The 20,859-nt window shown below is 70.9% G+C and carries 18 protein-coding genes; 7 read left to right on the forward strand and 11 right to left on the reverse strand.

Annotated elements, in window-relative coordinates; translation table 11 throughout:
• Positions 1 to 84: 84 nt before the first annotated feature.
• Together ABZ928_RS23315 and ABZ928_RS23320 are read left to right on the forward strand one after the other, a co-directional pair.
• Positions 85 to 1,539, forward strand: a complete 1,455-nt coding sequence (locus tag ABZ928_RS23315) for an MFS transporter (protein WP_361522071.1) — start codon at positions 85 to 87, stop codon at positions 1,537 to 1,539.
• A complete protein-coding gene (locus tag ABZ928_RS23320; RefSeq protein ID WP_361522074.1) occupies positions 1,536 to 2,129 on the forward strand; it encodes a TetR family transcriptional regulator in 594 nt (197 codons plus the stop codon). The genes ABZ928_RS23315 and ABZ928_RS23320 overlap by 4 nt, the downstream gene beginning before the upstream one ends.
• Here ABZ928_RS23320 and ABZ928_RS23325 read toward each other — a convergent pair.
• Entirely contained in the window at positions 2,126 to 3,805 is a 1,680-nt protein-coding gene (locus ABZ928_RS23325) for a cholesterol oxidase substrate-binding domain-containing protein (RefSeq protein WP_361522076.1), read from the reverse strand. The genes ABZ928_RS23320 and ABZ928_RS23325 overlap by 4 nt on opposite strands.
• Positions 3,806 to 3,942: 137 nt before the next feature.
• Here ABZ928_RS23325 and ABZ928_RS23330 point away from each other — a divergent pair, with 137 nt between their 5' ends.
• Entirely contained in the window at positions 3,943 to 4,926 is a 984-nt protein-coding gene (locus ABZ928_RS23330) for an aldo/keto reductase (protein WP_361522078.1), read from the forward strand.
• Between the two features lie 87 nt (positions 4,927 to 5,013).
• Positions 5,014 to 5,505, forward strand: coding sequence for a DUF6328 family protein (locus tag ABZ928_RS23335; protein WP_361522081.1), 492 nt, complete (start codon positions 5,014 to 5,016; stop codon positions 5,503 to 5,505).
• Here ABZ928_RS23335 and ABZ928_RS23340 read toward each other — a convergent pair.
• The 4 genes from ABZ928_RS23340 to ABZ928_RS23355 form a co-directional block, all read right to left on the reverse strand.
• On the reverse strand, positions 5,426 to 6,118 hold the full coding sequence (locus ABZ928_RS23340; RefSeq protein WP_361522084.1) for a DUF2238 domain-containing protein: 693 nt from the start codon (positions 6,116 to 6,118) through the stop codon (positions 5,426 to 5,428). The two genes, ABZ928_RS23335 and ABZ928_RS23340, sit on opposite strands and share 80 nt — an antisense overlap.
• Before the next feature lie 96 nt (positions 6,119 to 6,214).
• On the reverse strand, positions 6,215 to 6,640 hold the full coding sequence (locus tag ABZ928_RS23345) for an SsgA family sporulation/cell division regulator (RefSeq protein ID WP_361522087.1): 426 nt from the start codon (positions 6,638 to 6,640) through the stop codon (positions 6,215 to 6,217).
• A gap of 65 nt (positions 6,641 to 6,705) precedes the next feature.
• Complete coding sequence (locus ABZ928_RS23350; RefSeq protein ID WP_361522090.1) at positions 6,706 to 7,755, reverse strand: hypothetical protein; 1,050 nt, start codon at positions 7,753 to 7,755, stop codon at positions 6,706 to 6,708.
• A 117-nt stretch (positions 7,756 to 7,872) separates the two neighbouring features.
• On the reverse strand, positions 7,873 to 8,847 hold the full coding sequence (locus ABZ928_RS23355; protein ID WP_361522093.1) for an LLM class F420-dependent oxidoreductase: 975 nt from the start codon (positions 8,845 to 8,847) through the stop codon (positions 7,873 to 7,875).
• An 84-nt stretch (positions 8,848 to 8,931) separates the two neighbouring features.
• Between ABZ928_RS23355 and ABZ928_RS23360 the strand changes: the two genes are divergently transcribed.
• The gene (locus tag ABZ928_RS23360; RefSeq protein ID WP_361522096.1) at positions 8,932 to 10,344 is read left to right on the forward strand and encodes a serine hydrolase domain-containing protein; all 1,413 of its coding nucleotides are present in this window, start codon (positions 8,932 to 8,934) and stop codon (positions 10,342 to 10,344) included.
• Positions 10,345 to 10,350: 6 nt separating this feature from the next.
• Here the strand turns inward: ABZ928_RS23360 and ABZ928_RS23365 are convergent, their stop codons facing one another.
• The 5 genes from ABZ928_RS23365 to ABZ928_RS23385 all read right to left on the reverse strand — a co-directional run bounded on the left by ABZ928_RS23365 (position 10,351) and on the right by ABZ928_RS23385 (position 16,518).
• The gene (locus ABZ928_RS23365) at positions 10,351 to 11,952 is read right to left on the reverse strand and encodes a serine/threonine-protein kinase (RefSeq protein ID WP_361522098.1); all 1,602 of its coding nucleotides are present in this window, start codon (positions 11,950 to 11,952) and stop codon (positions 10,351 to 10,353) included.
• A 148-nt stretch (positions 11,953 to 12,100) separates the two neighbouring features.
• Entirely contained in the window at positions 12,101 to 13,060 is a 960-nt protein-coding gene (locus ABZ928_RS23370) for a threonine/serine dehydratase (protein WP_361522101.1), read from the reverse strand.
• Between the two features lie 82 nt (positions 13,061 to 13,142).
• Complete coding sequence (locus ABZ928_RS23375) at positions 13,143 to 13,820, reverse strand: AIM24 family protein (RefSeq protein WP_361522104.1); 678 nt, start codon at positions 13,818 to 13,820, stop codon at positions 13,143 to 13,145.
• A gap of 32 nt (positions 13,821 to 13,852) precedes the next feature.
• A complete protein-coding gene (locus ABZ928_RS23380) occupies positions 13,853 to 15,193 on the reverse strand; it encodes a CAP domain-containing protein (RefSeq protein ID WP_361522107.1) in 1,341 nt (446 codons plus the stop codon).
• 95 nt (positions 15,194 to 15,288) lie between these two features.
• Positions 15,289 to 16,518: a serine hydrolase domain-containing protein gene (locus ABZ928_RS23385; RefSeq protein WP_361522109.1), complete on the reverse strand. Its 1,230-nt coding sequence runs from the start codon at positions 16,516 to 16,518 to the stop codon at positions 15,289 to 15,291.
• 302 nt (positions 16,519 to 16,820) lie between these two features.
• Between ABZ928_RS23385 and ABZ928_RS23390 the strand changes: the two genes are divergently transcribed.
• A complete protein-coding gene (locus ABZ928_RS23390) occupies positions 16,821 to 18,578 on the forward strand; it encodes a M4 family metallopeptidase (protein WP_361522112.1) in 1,758 nt (585 codons plus the stop codon).
• Between the two features lie 400 nt (positions 18,579 to 18,978).
• Here ABZ928_RS23390 and tnpA read toward each other — a convergent pair whose 3' ends face one another.
• A complete protein-coding gene (gene tnpA / locus ABZ928_RS23395; protein WP_361522115.1) occupies positions 18,979 to 19,410 on the reverse strand; it encodes an IS200/IS605 family transposase in 432 nt (143 codons plus the stop codon).
• A 26-nt stretch (positions 19,411 to 19,436) separates the two neighbouring features.
• Between tnpA and ABZ928_RS23400 the strand changes: the two genes are divergently transcribed.
• A complete protein-coding gene (locus tag ABZ928_RS23400; protein ID WP_361522118.1) occupies positions 19,437 to 20,789 on the forward strand; it encodes a transposase in 1,353 nt (450 codons plus the stop codon).
• The last annotated feature ends 70 nt before the right edge of the window (positions 20,790 to 20,859 follow it).

A 20,859-nucleotide genomic window follows, 5' to 3' on the forward strand; every position in this document is an offset into this window, starting at 1 on the left:
GGGAAGGCCGTTTTTCCCCTTGGGTGAATTGCTATTCACCGGCTAGGGTGAATGGAAATTCACCCACGCTGCGCTGGAGAGCCGATGGACGAGCCCGCCGCGATACCCCGGTCCCCGCGGGAACGGCTGACCGTCCCGGTGCTGGCGTTCGGCGGCATCCTCATGGCCGTCATGCAGACCGTGGTCGTCCCGCTCCTCCCGGACCTGCCGCGGCTCACCGGCGCCTCGCCCGGCACCGTCTCCTGGATGGTCACCGCCACCCTGCTCTCCGGCGCCGTCCTCACCCCGGTCCTCGGCCGGGCCGGTGACATGTACGGCAAGCGCCGGGTGCTGATGGCGGCGCTCGGTCTGATGGCCGTCGGCTCGGTGCTGTGTGCCCTCTCCTCCGACATCCGGGTACTCATCGCCGCCCGCGCCCTGTCGGGGGCCGCCTCCGCCGTCGTGCCGCTGTCCATCAGCATCCTGCGCGACGAACTCCCGCCGGAGCGCCGGGGGAACGCGGTGGCCCTGATGAGCTCGACCGTCGGGATCGGCGCCGCCCTGGGCCTGCCGCTCGCCGCGGTCATCGTGCAGTACGCCAACTGGCACGCCATGTTCTGGGTGACCGCGGCCCTCGGCGCCGTCGGCGTCAGCTCGGTCTGGTGGGCGGTGCGGGAGTCGCCGGTCCGGGAGCCGGGGCGGTTCGACATACCCGGCACGCTCGGCCTCGCCACCGGTCTGGTGTGCCTGCTGCTCGGGGTCTCCCAGGGAGGGCAGTGGGGGTGGGGCAGCGCGCGGATCCTGGGACTCTTCGGCGCCGCGGTCGTCGTACTGGCGCTGTGGTGGTGGCAGCAGCTGCGGGCCGAACGGCCGCTGGTCGATCTGCGGCTGGTGTCGAGGCCCAGTGTGGGGCTCTCGCATGTGGCGGCGCTTCTGACCGGGTTCGCGTTCTACGCCAACTCGCTGGTCACCGCCCAGCTGGTGCAGGCGCCCGAGGCCACCGGGTACGGGCTCGGCCTGTCGATCGTGCAGACCGGTCTGGTGCTGCTGCCGGGCGGATTCATCATGCTGCTGTTCTCGCCTGTGTCGGCGCGGATCTCGGCCGCCCGCGGACCGCGGGTCACGCTGGCGCTCGGGGCGCTGGTCATCGCGGCCGGGTACGGGGTGCGCATCGTCGACAGCCACGACCTGTGGATGATCATGGTCGGTGCGGCGGTCGTGGGCACCGGGACCACCCTGGCGTACTCGGCGCTGCCCACCCTCATCCTGCACGCCGTCCCGGCCGGACAGACCGCCTCGGCCAACGGCGTCAACGTGCTCATGCGGACCATCGGGCAGGCCGTGTCGAGCGCCGCCGTGGCCGCGGTGCTGGTCCACCACACCAGCCTGGTCGGCGGGCTCGCGGCGCCGAGCCTGCACGGCTACCTGGTGGCGTTCGGCATCGCGGGTGTGATCGCCCTGCTGGCCAGCGCGACCGCGCTGTGCATTCCCGGCGACCCGGAGTCCGGCGGGACACGCCGGGCCCGGAGCGCGAAGACGGAGGTGATGGAGGGAGCATGAGTGCCGTGAGCACCCCACCGACCGCCGCCGCGTCCGCACGCCGGGACGCCGAGGCGACGAAGGCGGCCATCCTCAGGTCGGCCCGCTACCTCCTGGCCCGGCACGCCCACGCCGACATCACGCTCAAGGCGGTCGCCGAACGCGCCGGTGTGAGCCCGCCGTTGATCCTCAAGTACTTCGGCAACAAGGACGCCCTCTTCGCCCGTGTCATGTCCTTCGAGGCCGACGCGGAAGCGCTGCTGGACGCCCCGCTGGACGAACTGGGCCGGCACATGGTCCGGCACGTCCTGGCGAGCCAGCGCGAGCGCGGCGCCGACCCCCTGCTGCGGATCGCCTTCGCGCCCCTGCACGGCGAACAGGGCGACATCCTGCGCGCCAACTTCCGCGCCCAGGTCACCGAACGCCTCGCCGGCCGGCTCACCGGCCCCGACCCGGGCCTGCGCGCCGAACTCGCCGTCGGCACCCTGCTGGGCCTCGGCGTGATGTACGGCATCGCGCGCGGCTCCCACCTGAGGGGCAGTACGGTCGACGCCATCGCCGACCGGTACGCCCCTGTGGTGCAGGCCCAGCTCACGCCCGCCGCGGACTAGCCGAACAGCCGGTCCAGGAAGGCGTTCCCGAACACGGCGTGCGGATCGAGCCGGTCCAGGATCCCGGCCGCCTGGCCCCAGACGCCGTCGCCGAGGGAGGCGGGCACCGCCGTGCCGAGCACCTCCTCGTCGTCCCACACCGCGTCCTCCGTGTAGGCCCAGCCCTTGGACCACTCGACGCGGGTGAGGGCGTCGGTGCCGTCGTAGGTGTCCAGCAGGAACCGCTCCAGTTCGCGCAGGAACTTCTCCGCGTACGGCGTGCCCGGCAGCGTCAGCACGTCCAGCCACACCGCGGTGTCCCACTCGGGGTGCTCGGGGTCGGGGCGCAGCGCGGACAGCAACGGGGCACTGGCTCCGGCGAGTTCGGCGTGGGCCGGGTCGTCGAGGCCCGTCACACGGATCTCCACCGAGCCGTTGACCGGGAAGCGGCCCAACGCGGAGTACACCGCGAGCCGTTCGCGGTAGAAGTCGGTGAACTCCGAGACGACACGCTGCACTTGGTCCCTGCTGGTGAGCACCGCGTAACCGTTGGCGTTGATCCGCAGGGTGGTGGGCTTGATGTAGAGGAGGGTGTTCTTGGAGGGACCCCAGATGTCGGCGGACAGCGTGGTCACCAGCCCCAGCGCCGCCGCGTCGAGCTGAGCGTTGCCGAGCACCGGCGCGAGATACCAGGCCGCGTCCGCGACCATCCGCCCGGCGAGGTCCGCCACGAGCGTCGGGACGTTGTCGGAGAACGGGTAGTTGTACGGCGAGGTCACGCGCCGCGAGGTGAGCGGCTTCGTGGGCTCGACGCTCCACACCTTGAACCAGGGGAACTCCGTGAAGGCGAACCAGATCGCCTCGACCCGCCCGGCCTTGTCGAGGTAGCTCGCGAGGGTGCGTCCGTCGCTGCCGGGCGCGGCGAACAGCTCGGCCGCCGGGATGTCCGTACGGCTGACACAGCGCAGGTTGGAGTTCGCGCCGACCCGCAGCACGACCTCGGTGACGAGGGCCCGTCCGAGATGGGTCAGCAGCGCGGCGGCGTCGGCCTCGTCGCGCTCGAAGGTCCGCGCGACATAGGCGCCGGCGCCCTCGTCCCACACGATCGCCGTCACCGCCAGCACCCGGTTGCTCAGCGAGCCGTACGTCTGCCCCGGCAGCCGCTGCTCGCCCTGCGCGGGGACCGCGCTGCCGTGCGCGTCGATCGCGAGGGCGCCGCCGAGGGTGAGGTCGCCGGGGGCGGGCGCGGCGGTGAGCCCGAGGCCCTGCTCCTCCAGATAGGTCAGCAGGGACTCCATCGACAGGCCCGCCCCGGCGCGCACGGCGTGCGGGGCGTCGAGGGACACGCCCGTCAGATGCGCGGTCGTGTCGACCAGGAGCACCGGCGCGTCCGACGTCGTGCCCTCGGTGATCGTCAGCGGTGACCAGCCGTGCGAGAAGCCCCGGGCGCGGACCCGCCAGCCGTTGCGCCAGGCCCAGTTGACGGCGGCTGCCGCCTGCTCCCCGTCGGCCGGCGCACAGGCCCACAGACCGACGGCGGTGATCTCGCCGACCCAGTTCCGGTACGCCGAGCGGTAGAGGGCGACGTCTTCGGGGAAGCCCGGCAACTCCTGGGCGGCCACGGCCGGATCGGCGGGCACCAGGGTCAGGGCGGCGGCACTGAGGAGGAAGCTTCTGCGGGTCCAGTTGTGAGTCACGGGGTCAAGCTAGGGAGCTGCTTGACAGAGAGCGCTTGTCCGTCGACGTTGTTCACTCTTGTGAGTGAATCATTCACAGGTGGGGCGACGGAGGAGCCCGTTCCGCGCACAGCGGTGACGGATGACAGACTGACGCCATGGACGAGCGCATTTTCGGTAGGTCGGGTCAGCACGCATCCGTCGTCGGTCTCGGGACCTGGCAGCTGGGTGCCGACTGGGGAGACGTCGACGACAAGGAAGCCCTTTCGGTACTGGAGGCCGCCGCCGAGTCGGGCGTGACCTTCTTCGACACCGCCGACGTGTACGGCGACGGCCGCAGCGAGCAGACCATCGCCACGTTCCTGCGCGGCCGCCCCGATCTGCATGTGCTGGTCGCCACGAAGATGGGCCGCCGGGTCGACCAGATTCCGGAGAACTACGTCCTGGACAACTTCCGCGCCTGGAACGACCGTTCGCGCCGCAACCTCGGCGTCGACCGCCTCGACCTGGTGCAGCTGCACTGCCCGCCCACGCCGGTCTACTCGACGGACGCCGTGTACGACGCGCTGGACACCCTCGTCGAGGAGGAGCGGATCGCCGCGTACGGCGTGAGCGTGGAGACCTGCGAGGAGGCGCTCACCGCGATCGCCCGGCCCGGCGTGGCCGGCGTGCAGATCATCTTCAACGCCTTCCGCATGAAGCCGCTGGCCCAGGTGCTCCCCGCGGCGCGGGAGGCGGGCGTCGGTATCATCGTCCGGGTGCCGCTGGCCTCCGGTCTGCTGTCCGGGAAGTACACCAAGGACACGGTCTTCCCCGAGAACGACCACCGCACCTACAACCGGCACGGCGAGTCCTTCGACGTCGGCGAGACCTTCTCCGGCGTCGACTACGCGACCGGCGTCGAGGCGGCCGCCGAGTTCTCCGCCCTCGCCCCCGAGGGCTACACCCCGGCCCAGCTCGCGCTGCGCTGGATCATCCAGCAGCCCGGTGTCACCACCGTGATCCCCGGCGCCCGCAACCCCGAGCAGGCCCGCGCCAACGCGGCCGCCGCCGCGCTGCCGGAGCTGTCCGAGGAGACGCTCACCGCGATCCGTGACCTCTACGACCGGCGCATCAAGGACCAGGTCGAGAGCCGCTGGTAGCCCGCGAGGGCGGGGCCCGGCTGTCTGAACGGTCACTGTCTGAGCGGTCACTGTTTGAACGATCAGACGCCGGGTTACCCGTCCCGCATGGTGCAGGCGGCGGAGGAACGACGCACGGGACGCGACGAGTCGGAGGACGAGCGGGCCGACCGTATGTGGGGCGAGCTCATGCAGGAGATCCGCGTCGCGCAGATGGGCGTGCAGATCCTGTTCGGCTTCCTGCTGACCGTCGTCTTCACCCCGAAGTACGCGGCCCTCGGCGACACCGAGAAGACCATCTACATCGTGACGGTCGTCCTCGGCGCCACCGCCACCGGCGCCCTCATCGGACCGGTGTCCCTGCACCGCCTGGTCTCCGGGCGGCGCATCAAGGCGCGCGCGGTGCAGTGGGCGGCCCGGCTGACCTTCGTCGGCCTGATGCTGCTGCTCGCCACGACGACCTCCTCGCTGCTGCTGATCCTGCGCGTCGCCACCCACGACCCCTTCGTGCCGTGGCTGGTCACCGCAGTGGTCGCGTGGTACCTGGTGTGCTGGTTCCTGCTGCCGCTGTGGATCCGGCGCCGCTATACGACGAAGTGACGCCCAGGGCGGCCAGCTGCCGGTCGTGAACGCGGCTCAGCAGCAGCACCGACACGGTGGCGCCGATCAGCGCGCAGAACATGTCCCACTGGGTGTCCCACACATCACCCTGCGTCGCCAGGAACGCGTCCGCCGCCTGACCGCCGAGCACCGCCGCCAGCCACTCCAGCATCTCGAACACCGCGCTGAAGGCCAGACACGCGCACACCGTCAGCGGCGCCAGCCAGCGGCTCCCGCGCAGCGGCGAGGTACGGCTCAGCAGCTCCCGCACCAGGACCGCAGGGACGAAGCCCTGCATGAGGTGGCCGAACCGGTCGTACGGGTTGCGCTCCAGGCCGAGCGTGTCCCGCAGCCAGTTCCCGAACGGCACCTCCGCGTACGTGTAGTGGCCGCCGATCATCAGCACCAGCGCGTGGGCGGCCAGCAGACCGCACAACAGGGTCGTCAGAGGGAAGCGCCGCCAGGTCAGCAGGATCAGCGGCAGCCCGATCAGCACCCACACCGTCTCCAGGAACCAGGTCGTGCGGTCCTTCGGGCCCCAGGCGGACAAGGCCAGTCCCACGGCCACGACCCCCGCGAACAGGGCGGGCAGCGGGCGGCGAACTGCGGTCATCTTCGGGCTCCTTGTCGTCGGAGCCCCATCGTGGGGGCGCGGGCGTCCCAGGACATGAGTACGGCTACTCAGCTCACCCCCCTGCGATGACCTCGCTCAGCCCCGCGCGATGACCTCGGCGAGGAAGTCGTCCACGTCGATCTCCTCCCGCCCCGGCAGCACCACCTCGTAGGTGCGGCTCAGGAACGCCGCGACCGTCGGGGCCCACGCGAACACCACGGCGTGATGTCTGCCGCCGCCGGGCAGCGGATCGCCCAGGAACTCCATGCGCAGTTCCTTGCGCGCACCCGCGGACACGGGCCGCAGCCGGACATCGCCCATGCCGACCGCTCCGACGAGCCCCGCGGCGAGCATCTCGCGGTCCAGGCGCCAGCGGGCGAGCACCCGGCCGTCGTGACTGAACACGGCTGTGACGGCGAACGGGTCGGAGGCGTCGTAGTCCAGGTGGGCGAGCACGGGGAAACGATCCGTGTCGCCCGCCTGGAGCTGTACGACCAAGGTCTTGTGTGTGGAGAGGGTCACCTGAGGGCCTCCGGGAAGAACGGACGCGATGCTGCCCTCAAGTACCCCTCAGACGCGCGAAATGCTCAGTCCCGCGGGTGATTTCCCCGCGCTCCGCGCAAGGCCGTGATGCACGCGCCGATCGCCTGCTGCAACTCCTCCAGCTGCGAGACCATGTCGTCCTCGTAGAAGTCCTGCGCGTCGTCGAAGGTCAGCTCCTCGAAGACCTTCGTCGCCCTCTGCAGGCTGCTGTAGAACTTCGTCCGCCGTTCCTGGACGCGGAGTTCGGGATCGGCCTCCACCGCCTCGACGACGAGGGTCTTCATGGTGTCGTAGGCCTCGGTCGCCCACTCGCCGGTGTCCTCGTCCTCGTCCAGCTCGTCGAGGAGCGACAGATGCCGCTCCGCCTCCTGGCGGAGGTCCGTGGGCGCGTCGACGGTCTGCCCGGCGGGCGTCTTGATCTGGCCCGACTCGGCGATCTGACGGACGTAGCCGATGCGGTCGGCGGAGCGGCTCTCGGTGGCGACGGCCTTCTTCAGGTCGTCGGTGCGCACGACGTCCCGGGCCAGCTCGGCCTGGAGCTCCGGGTCCTCGCGCACCCGGTCCAGGAGCGCCTGGCGGGCGGCGCGGGCGGTGGAGGGGTCGGCGAGGATCGCGGCGCGCAGCGCGGTGGGGTTCTCGGCCACCTCCAGCGCCTTCGTGGGACGGATGCCCTCGGCCTCGGCGGCCTCGGCGATGGCGGTGCCCCGTTCGGAGGTGGCGCTGTTGCGGGACACGTAGTAGCTGAGCCATACGTCGGCGTCCGGCAGCTCCACCTCCTGGCCCGGCGCGAGCGCCTCGAACTGCGGGACGACGCCGTCGTCCGCGGCCCGGTCCCAGGCCTTGTAGTAGCGCATGACACGATCGGCGGAGCAGCCTGCCAGCTCGGCGAACTCCTTCGCCGACACCTTCGGCGTCTCGTCCGCACCCTGGCCGCCGGGCCGGACGCTGCGCGCCACCATCAGGCCGAAGGCCCAGCCGCCGGTCCGCGCGTAGGCGCCGAACTCCCGCGCGTCCCGCGCCACGAGGTCGGACAGGGGCGCGGGGGACGTCTCGGACGCCTCGGACGTCTCGGACGGGGCGATCGCTAGGGTCACAGGTGACTCTCCTGGGTGGGGGCCGGTAGGACTGCACGCGTGCAGGGAGGCAGCCTATATCCACCCATTGGCGATGCTTTGGCAGGCCCTGTGTGTCTCATGGCAGGCCCTGTGTGTCTAGCGGTCCAGAGCGTCGTGGAGCGCGGGCAGCAGTGTCTCCTCCGCCCAGTCGAGATACGCCGGCTGCGACTCGCCGCCGATCTGCACCAGGGCGATCTCGGTGAACCCGGCCTCCGCGTAGGGACGTACCGCCTCGACGAAGTCGCCCGGATCGGCGCCGCACGGGATCGACGCGGCGACGTCGTCCGGGGTCACGAACTGGGTGGCGCCCTCGAACGCATCGGGGTGCGGCAGCTCGGAGTTGACCTTCCAGCCGCCGCCGAACCAGCGGAACTGCTCATGGGCCCGCTTCACGGCCGTGTCCCGGTCGGGGTCGAAGCAGACGGGGAGCTGTCCGACGCGCGGTTTGCCGGTGCCGCCGTGCCGGTCGAAGGCGTCGAGGAGGTCCGCCTTCGGCTCCGTCGCGATCACCAGGTCCGCGAGCCGGCCCGCGAGTGCGCAGGACTGCTCGCCGGACACGGCGATGCCCAGGGGCGGCGGCGTGTCCGGCAGGTCCCACAGCCGCGCCGACTCCACGTCGAAGTGCGTCCCGTGATGGTTCACATGACCGCCCTGGAAGAGCGCCCGGATGATCTCGACCGCTTCCTCCAGCCTCTCGTGCCGTACGTCCGCGGACGGCCAACCGCCGCCCACCACATGCTCGTTGAGATTCTCCCCCGAGCCGAGCCCCAGCCGGAACCGGCCCTCGGAGAGCAACTGCATCGTCGCCGCCTTCTGCGCCACCACCGCCGGGTGGTAACGGAAGGTCGGACAGGTCACGTACGTCATCAGCGGAATCCGCGAGGTCGCCTGCGCCGCCGCGCCCAGCACACTCCACGCGTACGGCGAGTGATCCTGCGAGCGCAGCCACGGAAAGTAGTGGTCCGAGGTCACCGAGAAGTCGAAGCCCGCCTCCTCGGCCCGCACCACATGGTCGACCAGGTCACGGGGCCCGGCCTGCTCGGTCATCATCGTGTATCCGATTTGCACCATACGGTGCGAGTCCCCGGGCTCCGGGACCGAAAACGGCTCGCGGGCGTCTGGATCATGGCGCGATCGCCGGGAGAGGATGGTCGTATGAGTGTTCGCCCCATGGCCATGAGCACCCCGTCCGCCGAAGGTGTCGACACGACCGGTGTCCACGCCCTCCTCGACGCCCTCGAAGCAGCCCCGGACATCGAGCCGCACAGCCTGATGATCCTGCGCCACGGCAAGGTGGTGGCGTCGGGATGGTGGGCGCCCTACACCGCCGAGCGCCCGCATCTCCTGTACTCGCTCAGCAAGAGCTTCACCGCGACGGCCGCCGCCTTCGCCGCCGCCGAAGGACTGCTCCGGCTCGACGACACGGTGCTCTCGTACTTCCCCGAGTTCGACGCCGACATCACCGACCCGCGCAGCCGCGCGATGCTCGTCCGGCACATCACGACGATGGCCAGCGGCCATGAGGCCGAGACCCACGACCGGGCGAGGGCGATCGACCGCGACGAACCGGTGCGCGGCTTCCTCCTCGTGCCGCCGGACCGTGAGCCGGGCACGGTGTTCGCCTACAACCAGCCCGCCACCTACGCCCTCGCCGCGATCGTCCAGCGGGTGACCGGCCAGTCGCTCACCGACTATCTGCGCCCCCGTCTCTTCGACCCGCTCGGCATCGGCGAGGTGGCGTGGCTGCGCGGCCGGACCGGACGCGAGCTCGGCTACAGCGGGCTGCACGCCACCACCGACGCGATCGCCCGGCTCGGCCAGCTGTACCTCCAGCGCGGGGTGTGGGAGGGCGAGCGGCTGCTGCCGGAGGAGTGGGTCGCCGAGGGGACGCGCTCGCACATCGTCAACCCGGACGGCGGGTGGGTCGACTGGGCGCAGGGCTACGGCTTCCAGTTCTGGATGTCCCGGCACGGCTACCGCGGGGACGGGGCGTACGGGCAGTACTGCCTGGTGCTGCCCGAGCAGGACGCGGTGGTCGCGATCACCGGGGCGACGCACGAGATGCAGAAGGTGCTGGACCTGGTCTGGGAGCATCTGCTGCCGGCCTTCGGCGCCGGACCGCTGCCCGGGCGGGAGAAGGCGGACACCGCGCTGGCCGAGCGGCTGGCCCGGCTCGCGCTGCCGCCGGCCGCGGGCAAGCCCGCACCGCTTGCGCAGGCCGTCTCCTTCACACCGTACGACGGTGGCTGCGAGGGGCTCCCTGAGCTGACGGCTGTCGAGGTCGACGCCGAGGGCCGGACTCTGACCCTCGTCGAGGACGGGCACCGGCTGGAGCTGCGGTTCGGTGAGGCGGGCTGGACGGTGACCGAGGGGCCGGTGCCCGCCGCGGTGAGCGGAGGGTGGACCGACCCGGACACGCTCGCCCTGGACGTGGCGTTCCTGGAGACACCGCACCACGTCGACCTGACCTGCTCGCTCGCGGACCGGACGGTCACCGCGCGGTGGCGCACCGAGCCGCTGCACGGCCCCAGGCTCCGCGCGATGTGCGCGCCCCGCGACGCACGCTGAGCGGGCTCACTCCGAGGGCACGCGGAAGGTCCGCAGGATCGTGTCCAGGGTCTGCCGGTTGGCCGTGTCGTCCCAGTCGGCGTCCGGGGTCGTCCAGCGCAGCGAGAAGCCGCGGCCCTCGCCGATGACGACGCCTCGGCCCAGGGTGTGCACCCGGGTGCCGTCGACGGTGGAGAGCCACTCCAGGTCGGCGGCCTCGTAGCCCTGGTACGTCGTCGCGCGGATCTCCCCGACGCGCTCGTAGTCGCCCGTCTGCTTCAGGCCCGGCTCGACCTCGTCCCGCCAGACGGCGACCGGGTCGTCGCCCACGCGCGTGCTGTAGGTGACCGCGAGCGTGCGCGGGTCGCCCTGGGCGCCGAGGACGACCCGGTACGCCAGGTCGTCCTGCTTCGTCGTGCTCAGCGCCTCCCAGCCCTTGGGGAGGGAGACGGAGAAGCCCTGCGGTGAGGTGTAGTGCTGGAACTCCGGTTGCCGCACCGTGGGGGAGGCACTGGTGGGAGGGGCGCTCGGCTTCGTCGGCGTGGGGGTCGGGGTCGGGATGGGGGCGGGTGCCTGGCTGGGCTGCGCGCCGGGGACGGAGGCGGAGGCCGACGCGGACGGCCTCGGCGTGGCCGCGTCGGTCGCGGCGTCGTCCGAACCGCCGGGCAGTTCACGCGCCACGGCGACGACCGCCACCGCGACGGTGACCACGGCCAGCGCGGTACCGGCGGCCATGGTGCGTCTGCTCCAGCCCGGCCCGGCCGTGTACAGACCCCGCAGCCGGGACCGGGACACGGCCCCCAGAGCGGCCTCGGGATCCTCGGTCACGATCCGGGTCAGCGCCTCGCGGACCACCTGACGGTTCAGCCGCTCCCGGGAGTTCTTGCGGAGCAGACCCTGGACGATCTGGGTGAGCGGCCCGGCCCGCACCGGGCTGCGCAGCGGCAGCCGGTCCACGCCCTTCAACGTCGTCTCCGGGCTGTCCCGGTCGCGGAAGGGCGGTCGGCCCTCGACCATGGCGTACAGCATCGCCCCCAGCGCCCACAGGTCCGCCGCCGGTCCGATGCGCTCGTCACGGGCCTGTTCGGGAGAGGCGTACGACGGTGCGCTGACCCGGGGAGTGAGGGTCGCGCCGGTCAGGCCGAAGCCGGTGACGACGACGGGGCCCTTGTCCCGTACGAACACCTGGCCCGGGCTGAGTTCGCCGTGGGTGATGCCCTCGGCGTGCCCGGCCTCCAGGACGTCGAGCAGTTCGAGGCCGATGCGGGCCGCCCGGACGTGGCTGAACGAGCCCTCCCGCTCCAGGAGTTCGCCCAGCGGTGTGCCGTCGATCCACTCGGTGACGGTCCACAGGGTGCCGTACTCCTCGACGGCGTCCACGACCGTGCCCACCCGGCCGACGCACAACTGCCCCATGGTCTCGGACATACGGATGACCCGGGCGATGGCACGGCGCGAGCTCTCCCCGTCGGGATCCGGCGGGAGCCCGATCTGCGTGAGCAGACACGGGCGCCCGGCCTCGACGTCCTCCCCGTACCAGCAGACGCGGTTCGTCTCGCGATGGAGGACATCGAGGAGCCGATACCTGCCGGCCACCAACTCGTGTGTGGAGACGTGCGCCTTGACCATGGTCTTCCCTCGCTGAACCCTGGCTCTCACCTTTCCCACAGGTACGAGGGGTGTGACGGGGTGCGTTCAGTTGAAAGCCATGTGCTTTTCCTGACGGCTGGTCACGGCACGAGATTTGACGAACGGTCAGAAGAACGGCGACGACTGTTCAGAGGAGTTCGAAACGCTGTGCCCAGGCGGTGACATCACCCGTCGTCGCGTTTCCCCCGCACACCACCAGCCCCAGCCGGGCCCCGTCGCCCACCCGCTCCAGCACCCGCCGGGCGGCGGGCAGCAGACACCCGGCGGCGGGCTCGGCCCACACCTTGGCGTGGTCGGCGAGTTCCAGCGAGCCCCGCACCGCCTCCCGGTCGCTGACCACGAGGACCTCGTCGACCTGGGCCGCCACATGGTCGTACGTCAGCTGCGACACGGCCGGAGCGCTCAGCGTGGTCACGATCGACGACAGCGCCACCGGCACCGGTCCTCCCGCGGCCAGCGCCTCGGACATGGCCTGGGCGCCCGCGGTCTCCACACCCCAGATCCGCAGCCCCGGACGCCGGGCGCGCAGCGCCGCCGCGACCCCGGCGATGAGCCCGCCGCCCCCGATGCTCACGAGGACGTCGGTGAGTTCCCCCGCGTCCTCCGCGAACTCAAGGCCCACGGTGCCCTGTCCGGCGATCACCACCGGGTCGTCGAAGGGGTGCACCAGCGTCAGTCCCTCGTCCCGCAACCGGGTCACGAGCGAGAACGCGGCGTCCATGCCGTCGGTCAGCCGTACCGACGCGCCGGCGTCCTCCGCGATCTGCACGGCACGGGCCGATGCCGAACGCGGCATGACCACCGTGGCCTTCACATCGAGCGCGGCGGCCATCATCGCGAGGGCGATGCCGTGGTTGCCACCGCTGACCGCGACGACCCCGGCGGCCCGCTCGGCCTCGCTGAGGGACAGCAGCTTCGCTGTCGCCCCGCGGGCCTTGAACGAGCCGGTGCGCTGGAGCAGTTCGAGCTTGGCGGTGACCGGAGCGCCGAGCAGCTCGGACAGGCCGGGGCTCGGCACGGTCGGGGTGCGGACGACATGTCCGGCGATCTTCTCGGCCGCGGCTTCGATCTCGGGAATCCCGATCAACACAGTCACCTTCCGGGGTGGCGGGGGCGTTCCACTTCGAACCCTCACCCGGGCCGCCGCGCAGGTCAAATACGTTTCCTGGTCAGTGCTGCTGCGCCTTCTGCGGAGTCGCCTCGCTCGGCCGCACGACGACATGCCCCTCGCCCTGGAGCATCAGCTGCACGGTTTCACCCGAACCCCCGCGCAGCATCGACCCGATGGACTGCGAACGGTGCAGCGAGGTCTGCAGACCGGCGGTCCAGCCGACCACCGCGTCCGTGTCGACGTACACCGGATAGCGCTGCGAGACCGGGATGACGAGCGGATTGCCCTCGCAGATCAGCCCCAGTCGGCCGTGTCCGGTGAAGACGCTGTTGAACAGACCGCCGCCGGCGATCCCCGCGCCCTTCACCGTCGCTATCCGGTAGGCCAACGAGGCGTCGAAACACAGGACGTTGCGGCCGTTGACCGTGAACTCGTCACCGGGGTCGACATCGACGACGAAGACGTTCTGCGCCTCCTGGGCGAACCAGGCCTCGCCCTGGCCGCGCACCGTCATCAGCGGCAGCCCCTCACCGGTGACGGCGCGCTTCAGCATGCCGCCCACGCCCTGGCCCTTGCGCTCGAACCGGAGATCGCCGCGGTAGGCGATCATCGAGCCCTGCCGGGCGAACATCTCGCCGTTCACCGTGTACTTGACGCACTTGGCGTTCTCGACCGTCATGCCCGGCGTCGTGGCCGGCTGGACGATGTGCTCGCTGGAAAAGAGGTCACCCTTCATGTGGGCATCGTGTCAGCTTCGGTCGGGTTTGGTCAGGCTCCGAACAGTTGGGTCCAGTAGGTGCCCGCGGAGCCGCCGCCCGCGAAGCCGATGCCGATGTGGGTGAAGCCGGGCTTGAGGATGTTGGCGCGGTGTCCTGGACTGTTCATCCAGCCCTCCACGACCTCGGCGGGGGAGCGCTGACCACAGGCTATGTTCTCGCCGATCGAACGGCGCCGGGACCCCGCGGCGGCGGCCCGGTCCCAGGGCTGGCTGCCGTCGGGCGCGGTGTGCGAGTAGAAGGCACGGGCGACCATGTCGGCGCTGTGCGCCTGCGCGGCGGTGGTCAGCTGCGCGTCCAGGGCCAGGAGAGGCAGTCCGTGCCGGGTGCGCTCGCGGTTGGTGAGGTCGACGACCTCGGTCGCCGTACGGGCCAGGTCGCCCGGGGCGAGCGGCCTCGCCCACAGGGCGGTCCAGTACGTGTCGCCGGAGCGGCCGCCGGAGACGTACGCGAGACCGGCGTGGGTGAAGGCCGGGTCGTGCAGGGTCTGCCGGGGCTGGGCGGTGCGCAGACAGTAGTCGACGAACTCGGCGGGCGTGCGTGGACCGGAGACGAGATGCTCGCCGACGGTGAGATACGTGTATCCGGTGGCCGTGAGCCGTTGGTACACGGAGACACCGTCCCGCCCCTCGGTGCCCAGGCGTCCGGCCGCGGCCATGGCGGAGGCGTGCGCCCGGGCGGCGGAGGCGAGGCGGGCGTCGAGGGAGACCGGAGGGGAACCGGCGGCGGCGCGGGCGGAGTTGACGAGAGGGAGGAAGCCGTCGGGGTCGGGGGGTGCGGTGCTACGTGCGGTGGGTGCCGGGCGCGTGCTCCCGGCGACCGGTGTGCGAGAAGCCGTCGGCGCCGCTGATGTGTCGTCCGCGACCTCCACCCCGAAGTCCCGCGCCAGCCCCGCCAGCCCGTCCGCGTACCCCTGTCCCAGGGCGCGCAGCTTCCATCCCGGGCCGCGCCGGTAGATCTCCACGAGCAGCAGGACCGTCTCCTGCCGTGGGCGTGGCGGGGTGAAGCGGGCCAGCGGGCGGCCGCCGGGGCCGGTGAGGTGCAGGGCCGGGGCGGGCAGACGGGCCGGGGGCGTGGTGGGGTCGGCGGGGCTGGCGACGATCGTGATCCGGGTGGCGCCGCCGCGAAGTCGTGCCGGATCGACGGTCAGGGTGTCGCCGGTCAGGCGGGCTCCCGGGGCGGTGGGCTGGTTGTAGAAGACGAAGTCGGCGTCGCCCCGGACCTTGCCGCTGTCGTCGGTGATGAGCGCGGACACATCGAAGGGGCCGGACACCCGGACGGTCACGGCACCGCCCGGGAGGGGCAGGTTGCCCCCAGGGACCAACTCCGTCATCGCGCCGTCCTGGTGTCGTGCGGAACCCGGTGAGGATGTCGTCCGGCGGGTTGTTGTCCGGAAAACGTCCGCCCGCTCACCGGGGTTCCCGCCGGTCAGTCCCGCGCCACCCCCGGAGCGACGTCCTCGTACCGCTCGACGACCGCCGAACCCCGGACCGTGGCGGCCCGCTTGCCGCAGAACGCCGACTCCAGGGTCCCCATCATGGTGTTGAGCACGGCCCCGTTGTTGGAGGTGGTGGCGAGTGCGCTCAGGCTGCGCTTGCCGTCCTTCGACGTGAACGCGTACGTGTAGTAGCCCTGGACGGCGCCGGTGTGCCCGTACACCGACACCCCGCACGACAGGGTCCGGCGGCGCAGGCCGAGGCCGTACGCCGTGGTGCTGTTCACCTTCCACCACCGCTGCATCTGCCCCAGGCTCTTGGCGGAGACGAGCTTCCCGCCGAGGAGGGCCGACAGGAAGGTGTTGAGGTCCCCGGTGGTGGAGATGAGGGCGCCCGCGCTCTGCGCCCAGGAGGTCGTCTGCCGGGTGGCGTCGACGAGGGCGGCGCCTGCCGTGTCGGGTGACATGTAGCCGCGGGTGTGGCGGCCGGGGATCTTCGTGTCGGGGTGCGCGTACAGCGTGTCGCGCAGCTTCAGCGGTTCGATGATGCGGCTCTGGTACGCGGTTCCCACGGAGCGTCCGGTCAGTTTCTCGATGAGCATCCCGGCGACCACGAAGTTGGTGTTGGAGTACGAGTAGGCGGCGCCGGGGCGGTTGGTGCGGGCGTGCCGCAGGGAGCGGTTCACCAGCTGGCGGTAGGTGAAGACCTTGGTGCGGACTGCCTCGAAGCCGGGGACCGACCTCGCGAACATGTCGTTGGTGTAGTCGTACAGACCGCTGCGGTGGCTCAGGACGTGCCGCACGGTGATGCGGTCGTCCGGCAGCAGACCCGGAAGGTAGCGGTTGACGGGCGCGTCGAGCCTGAGCTTCTTCTCGTCGACCAGCTGGAGCAGCACCACGGCGGAGAAGGTCTTGGTGACGCTGCCGATGCGGAACCGGTCGCGGGTGCTGATGGTCCGTCCGGTCCTGCGGTCGGCGACGCCCGTCACCACCCGGCGCACGGTGCCGCGGTCGTCGATGCGGGCCATCGCACCGGGCGCGCCCTGGCGCAGGGCGGTGCGCAGCACTCCGCGCAGGCCCGTGAGGTCGGGTGCCGGGAGTGCCGTGGCGGCCGTCGGGACCGTGTCGCCCCGTTCGTCCGCCGTGGCGTGGGCCGGGACCGCCAGCAGGGACAGCAGTACCGCCCCCGAGACCGTCGCCCTGCGCAGTGTCGCTGAAGTCATCCGACCGTTCTCCCGTCTCTTCTCGATGCGAGATCGATCACACGACCGCCGGGCAACCTCCTCGCACCCCGTCACATCTCCACAGCCGACGCACAGTTGGTCACTCGTTGCTCACTGAGCGCTGCGGATTTGCAAAGTATTGCCATGAAGTGCAAGAAAAGCGACTATTCGGGCTTTACATGGACATGACTCATCCGTAAGGGTTTCCTTCCGGGGCCCGACCAGCCCTGTGGCGCTCAACCGCGCCATGACCCAGGGCGGTTGGCGATCCCGGCCGCCTTCGCACGAAGGAACCCTCAACAGTGCGTAGACCTCACATACGCAGCCTGGCCGTCGCCGTCGCGGTGACGACGGCCGCCACGGGGCTCGCGGGCACGGCGTTCGCCGACCCGTCCACGGGGAAGCCCCCGACCGCCGCCGCTGTCACGGCCTCGTCCGTGGTCGACGCGGCCCGTGCCGCCGCGTTCGCCCACGCCGGGGCGACGGGCGTCGCCCAGGGCGACGAACTCCAGGCCCAGGACGTGCTGATCGACCCCGAAGGCGCCCGGCATGTCCGGTTCATCCGGTCCCATGAAGGCATGCCGGTGCTGGGCGGCGACCTCGTCGTCCACCTCACCGAGCGGCTCTCCTATGCCGGAGTCACCCGCGCGGCCGACCACACCGTGACGCCGAAGGCCTCGCACGCCGAGCTGACGGCGGAGCAGGCCGAGGCGCGCGCCGCCGCCGTCGCCCAGGGGGACGCGGGCCCGGCCGAACTCGTCGTCGACGCCCGCGACGGCGCCGCCGCCCTCGCCTACCAGGTGCGCGTGAGCGACAGCGCCACCGCCGAGGCGGGCGGCTCCAGCACGGTCGTCGTCGACGCTGTCACCGGCAAGGTGCGCAGCAACACGCCCGACAGCGACGAGTTCCTCTCGCCCCGCCTGCTCGACACCCTGCGCAAACGCGGCGAGACGCTGAACCCGGCCACCGGCACCGCCCCGCAGGCCTCCGCCCTCGCGGCGACGGCCACGGGCACCGGCAACTCCCTCTTCGCCGGCAAGGTCCCGCTCACCACCACCAAGACGGGCACTCGCAGCTACCTCCTCAAGGACCCCAGCCGCTGGGGCACCGAGACCCGGGACGCCAAGGGCCAGGAACTCGAGAACTTCGCGCGCGGCAAGAAGTTCACCGGCACCACCAACACCTGGGGCAACGGCAAGGTCACCAACCGTGCCAGCGCCGCCGCCGACGCCCAGTACGGCATCACCAAGACCCTGGACTTCTACAAGAAGACCTTCGGCCGCAAGGGCATCGCCAACAACTCCAAGGGCGCCCGGGCCATGGTCCACTTCGGCAACAAGGTGGGCAACGCGTTCTGGGACCCGGCCTGCGGCTGCATGCTGTACGGCGACGGCGACGGGGACATGATCAAGAAGCCGCTCGTCGTCCTCGACGTCACCGGCCACGAACTCACCCACGGCGTCGTGGACGCCACCGCCCGCCTGGAGCCCACCCGCGTGGACGAGGACGGCAACCAGTACGGCGAGGCCGGCTCCCTCAACGAGTCGCTCGCCGACATCTTCGGCTCCAACGTCGAGTTCAGCGCCAACAACCCCAAGAACCCGCCGAACTACCTCCTCGGCGAGAAGCTCGGCCTCGACCAGAAGTTCCTGCGCCGCCTCGACAAGCCCTCCCTGGACGTCCTCGAAGGCACCATCGACTACTGGTCACCGGCGGCCTACGACGCCGAGGTGCACGCCGGCTCCGGCGTCTCCTCGCACGCCTACTACCTCCTCGCGGAGGGCAGCGGCCGCAAGAAGATCGGCTCCGTCACCTACGACTCGCCGACCGTCGACGGCCTGCCGGTGAAGGGCATCGGACGCACCAAGGCCACGGCGATCTACTACCGCGCCCTGACCCGCTACATGGTCTCCACCACCGACTTCCACGACGCCCGCGTGGCGACCCTGAAGGCGGCCAAGGACCTCTACGGCGCGGCGAGCACCGAGTACAAGGCGGTGGACCGCTCCTGGGCCGCCGTCAATGTCACCGAGGCGAACACCCCGGCCGCCCGCCACTGACACCGGGCCGCACGGTCACACCCACTGCCTCTCCACCTCGTCGGACACACCGAACCCGGTGCCGCAGGAGGGGCAGTGGGCCCTGCCGAAGACGTACGTCAGGGCGAGCGCCACATCGTCCCGGCCCGCTGCGACGGCCTCCCGGTGCAGACGCGCGCCGATCCCACCTGGTTGAGCAGTCCCTCCAGTGCCGCGGCCGGCTGGGCCAACGCCTGGCGCGCTCTGTGCTGGGCCCGGCTCAAGAACGCCGACCACGTCGTCGTGGGGGCGGGGGCGCGCGGTGGGTTCGTCGTGGATCTACCTTTGATCTTGGCCAGTGCTCCGGCCTTCAGGCCGGATGGTGAAGGCCATCTCGAAATGGGGGTGACCCGCACCGGAGCACGGGTCTGCACTGTTGACCTCAGCTCACGGGGCGTTTCTGCTGCTCGATGTACCGCTGCACGACGGTCAGAGGCGCTGCGCCGCAGCTTGCGGCGAAGTAGGAGCCGGACCAGAAGTGTCCGCCCCACAGGTACCGGCGCACGTGCGCGTCGTGCTCCTTGCGCAGCAGGCGGGCGGAGACACCCTTGAGGGAGTTGACCAGCTTGGAGAGCGGGACTTTCGGCGGGTGGTGCACGAGCAGGTGGACGTTATCCTCTTCGCCGTTGAACTGCTTGAGGTCGGCCTCGAAGTCCGTGCAGACCTCCCGCATGATCTCTTCGCGGCGCGTCAGCATGACGTCCGTCATCGCTTTGCGCCGGTATTTGGTGACGAACACCAAGTGGACGTGAAGGTTGCAGACAACGTGGCGGCCGGTTCTGACATCGGGATGCGGATTCCGGCGCGGTGACATAAACAAAATGCAGTACGGTGATCACCGTGAGTGAACTCGGTCTGGTGAAGCGGCAGTTCGGGCACCGTGCCCGACTGGCGCTCAGCCCTGCCGAGATCCGGGTCATCGATGACCAGGCGCATGCGGCCCGCACCCTGTGGAACTGCCTGCACTCCTGGTGGCAGATGATGCCGAAGGACAAGTGCACCCTGGCAGGCGCGGACGCTGCGATACGCCAGGCCCGCAAGGACCTCGATTATCTCGCCGTCCTTCCCGCTCAGGCCGCGCAGGCGGTCTTGAAGACGTACCACCGGGCCTGGGTGAACTGCTGGGAGGGACGGGCACAGGAACCCAGCTTCAAGGGCCGCTTCCGCACGCCGATGTCGGTGGACATTCCGCAGGGCCGGGATCTGAACATCGTCCGCGTCCACCGTCGCTGGGGCATGGTCAACCTGCCGAAGATCGGCCGCGTCCGCTTCCGCTGGACCAAAGACCTTTCCGTGGGCAAGAAGGCCACCAAGGACAGCCGGATCACCGGCGCCCGCCTCGTCAAGGACGCGTTGGGCTGGCACATCGCCTTCCGCATCCAGACCCTCCAACGCGCCCCCGAGTCCCACCAGGGGCCGGAAGTCGGCATCGACGCCGGGGTGAACATCCCCCTGGCCCTGTCCAACAAGGACCACGGCCGCCCGCCTCGGCTTCCGGATGGCACGGCCGACCGGGACAAGTGGCTGACTCCGAAGGAGAAGGCCAAGCTCCTTCGCCTGGAGCGGCAGGCCGCGCACCGCAACACGTTCCGCAAACCCGGGGAGAAGACCTCCAGGCGGTTGCAGCACACCTACGACCAGATCAAGCAGCTCCGAGCAAAAGCCACGCGACGAGCCCTCAACTGGCAGCACCAGACCACCACCTATCTCGCCCGCACATACGGCGTGCTGGTGGTCGAACAGCTCAACATCCTCGGCATGACCAAACACCCCGCCCCCAGACCCGACCCCGCAGGCGGGGGCGCGTTCGGGCGCAATGGGGCCCGGGCGAAGGCCGGACTCAACCGCTCGATCGCCCAGGAGGCCTGGGGCCGGACCGTGACGATACTGACGTACAAGAGCGCCCGCTACGGCGGCCGGCTCGTCAAGGTCCCCGCCCCGCACACGTCCCGGCGGTGCTCAGCCTGCGGATGCATCACCTCCGGCAGCCGAGAGAGCCAGGAACTGTTCGTATGCAAGAACCCTGACTGCGGCTGGACGGCGAACGCCGACTGGAACGCAGCGAGGAACATCTTGCACCTGTACCGGACCGGCCACGTCATCGTGGCAGTCCCGGCCGCCGGAAGGCGCGGTCGCAGGGCGGTAACACCGTCAAACCTGCCGCAGCAATGTAGGCGGGAATCCCCTTCCTGAGCTTGCGAAGGGAGGGGAGAACTTCAAGGTGGAGGGATGGGACACCGACCGAGGCACGTATCCGCAGCAT

The organism is Streptomyces sp. NPDC046909, assembly GCF_040644695.1.
In the GTDB taxonomy this organism is placed as follows: Bacteria; Actinomycetota; Actinomycetes; order Streptomycetales; family Streptomycetaceae; genus Streptomyces.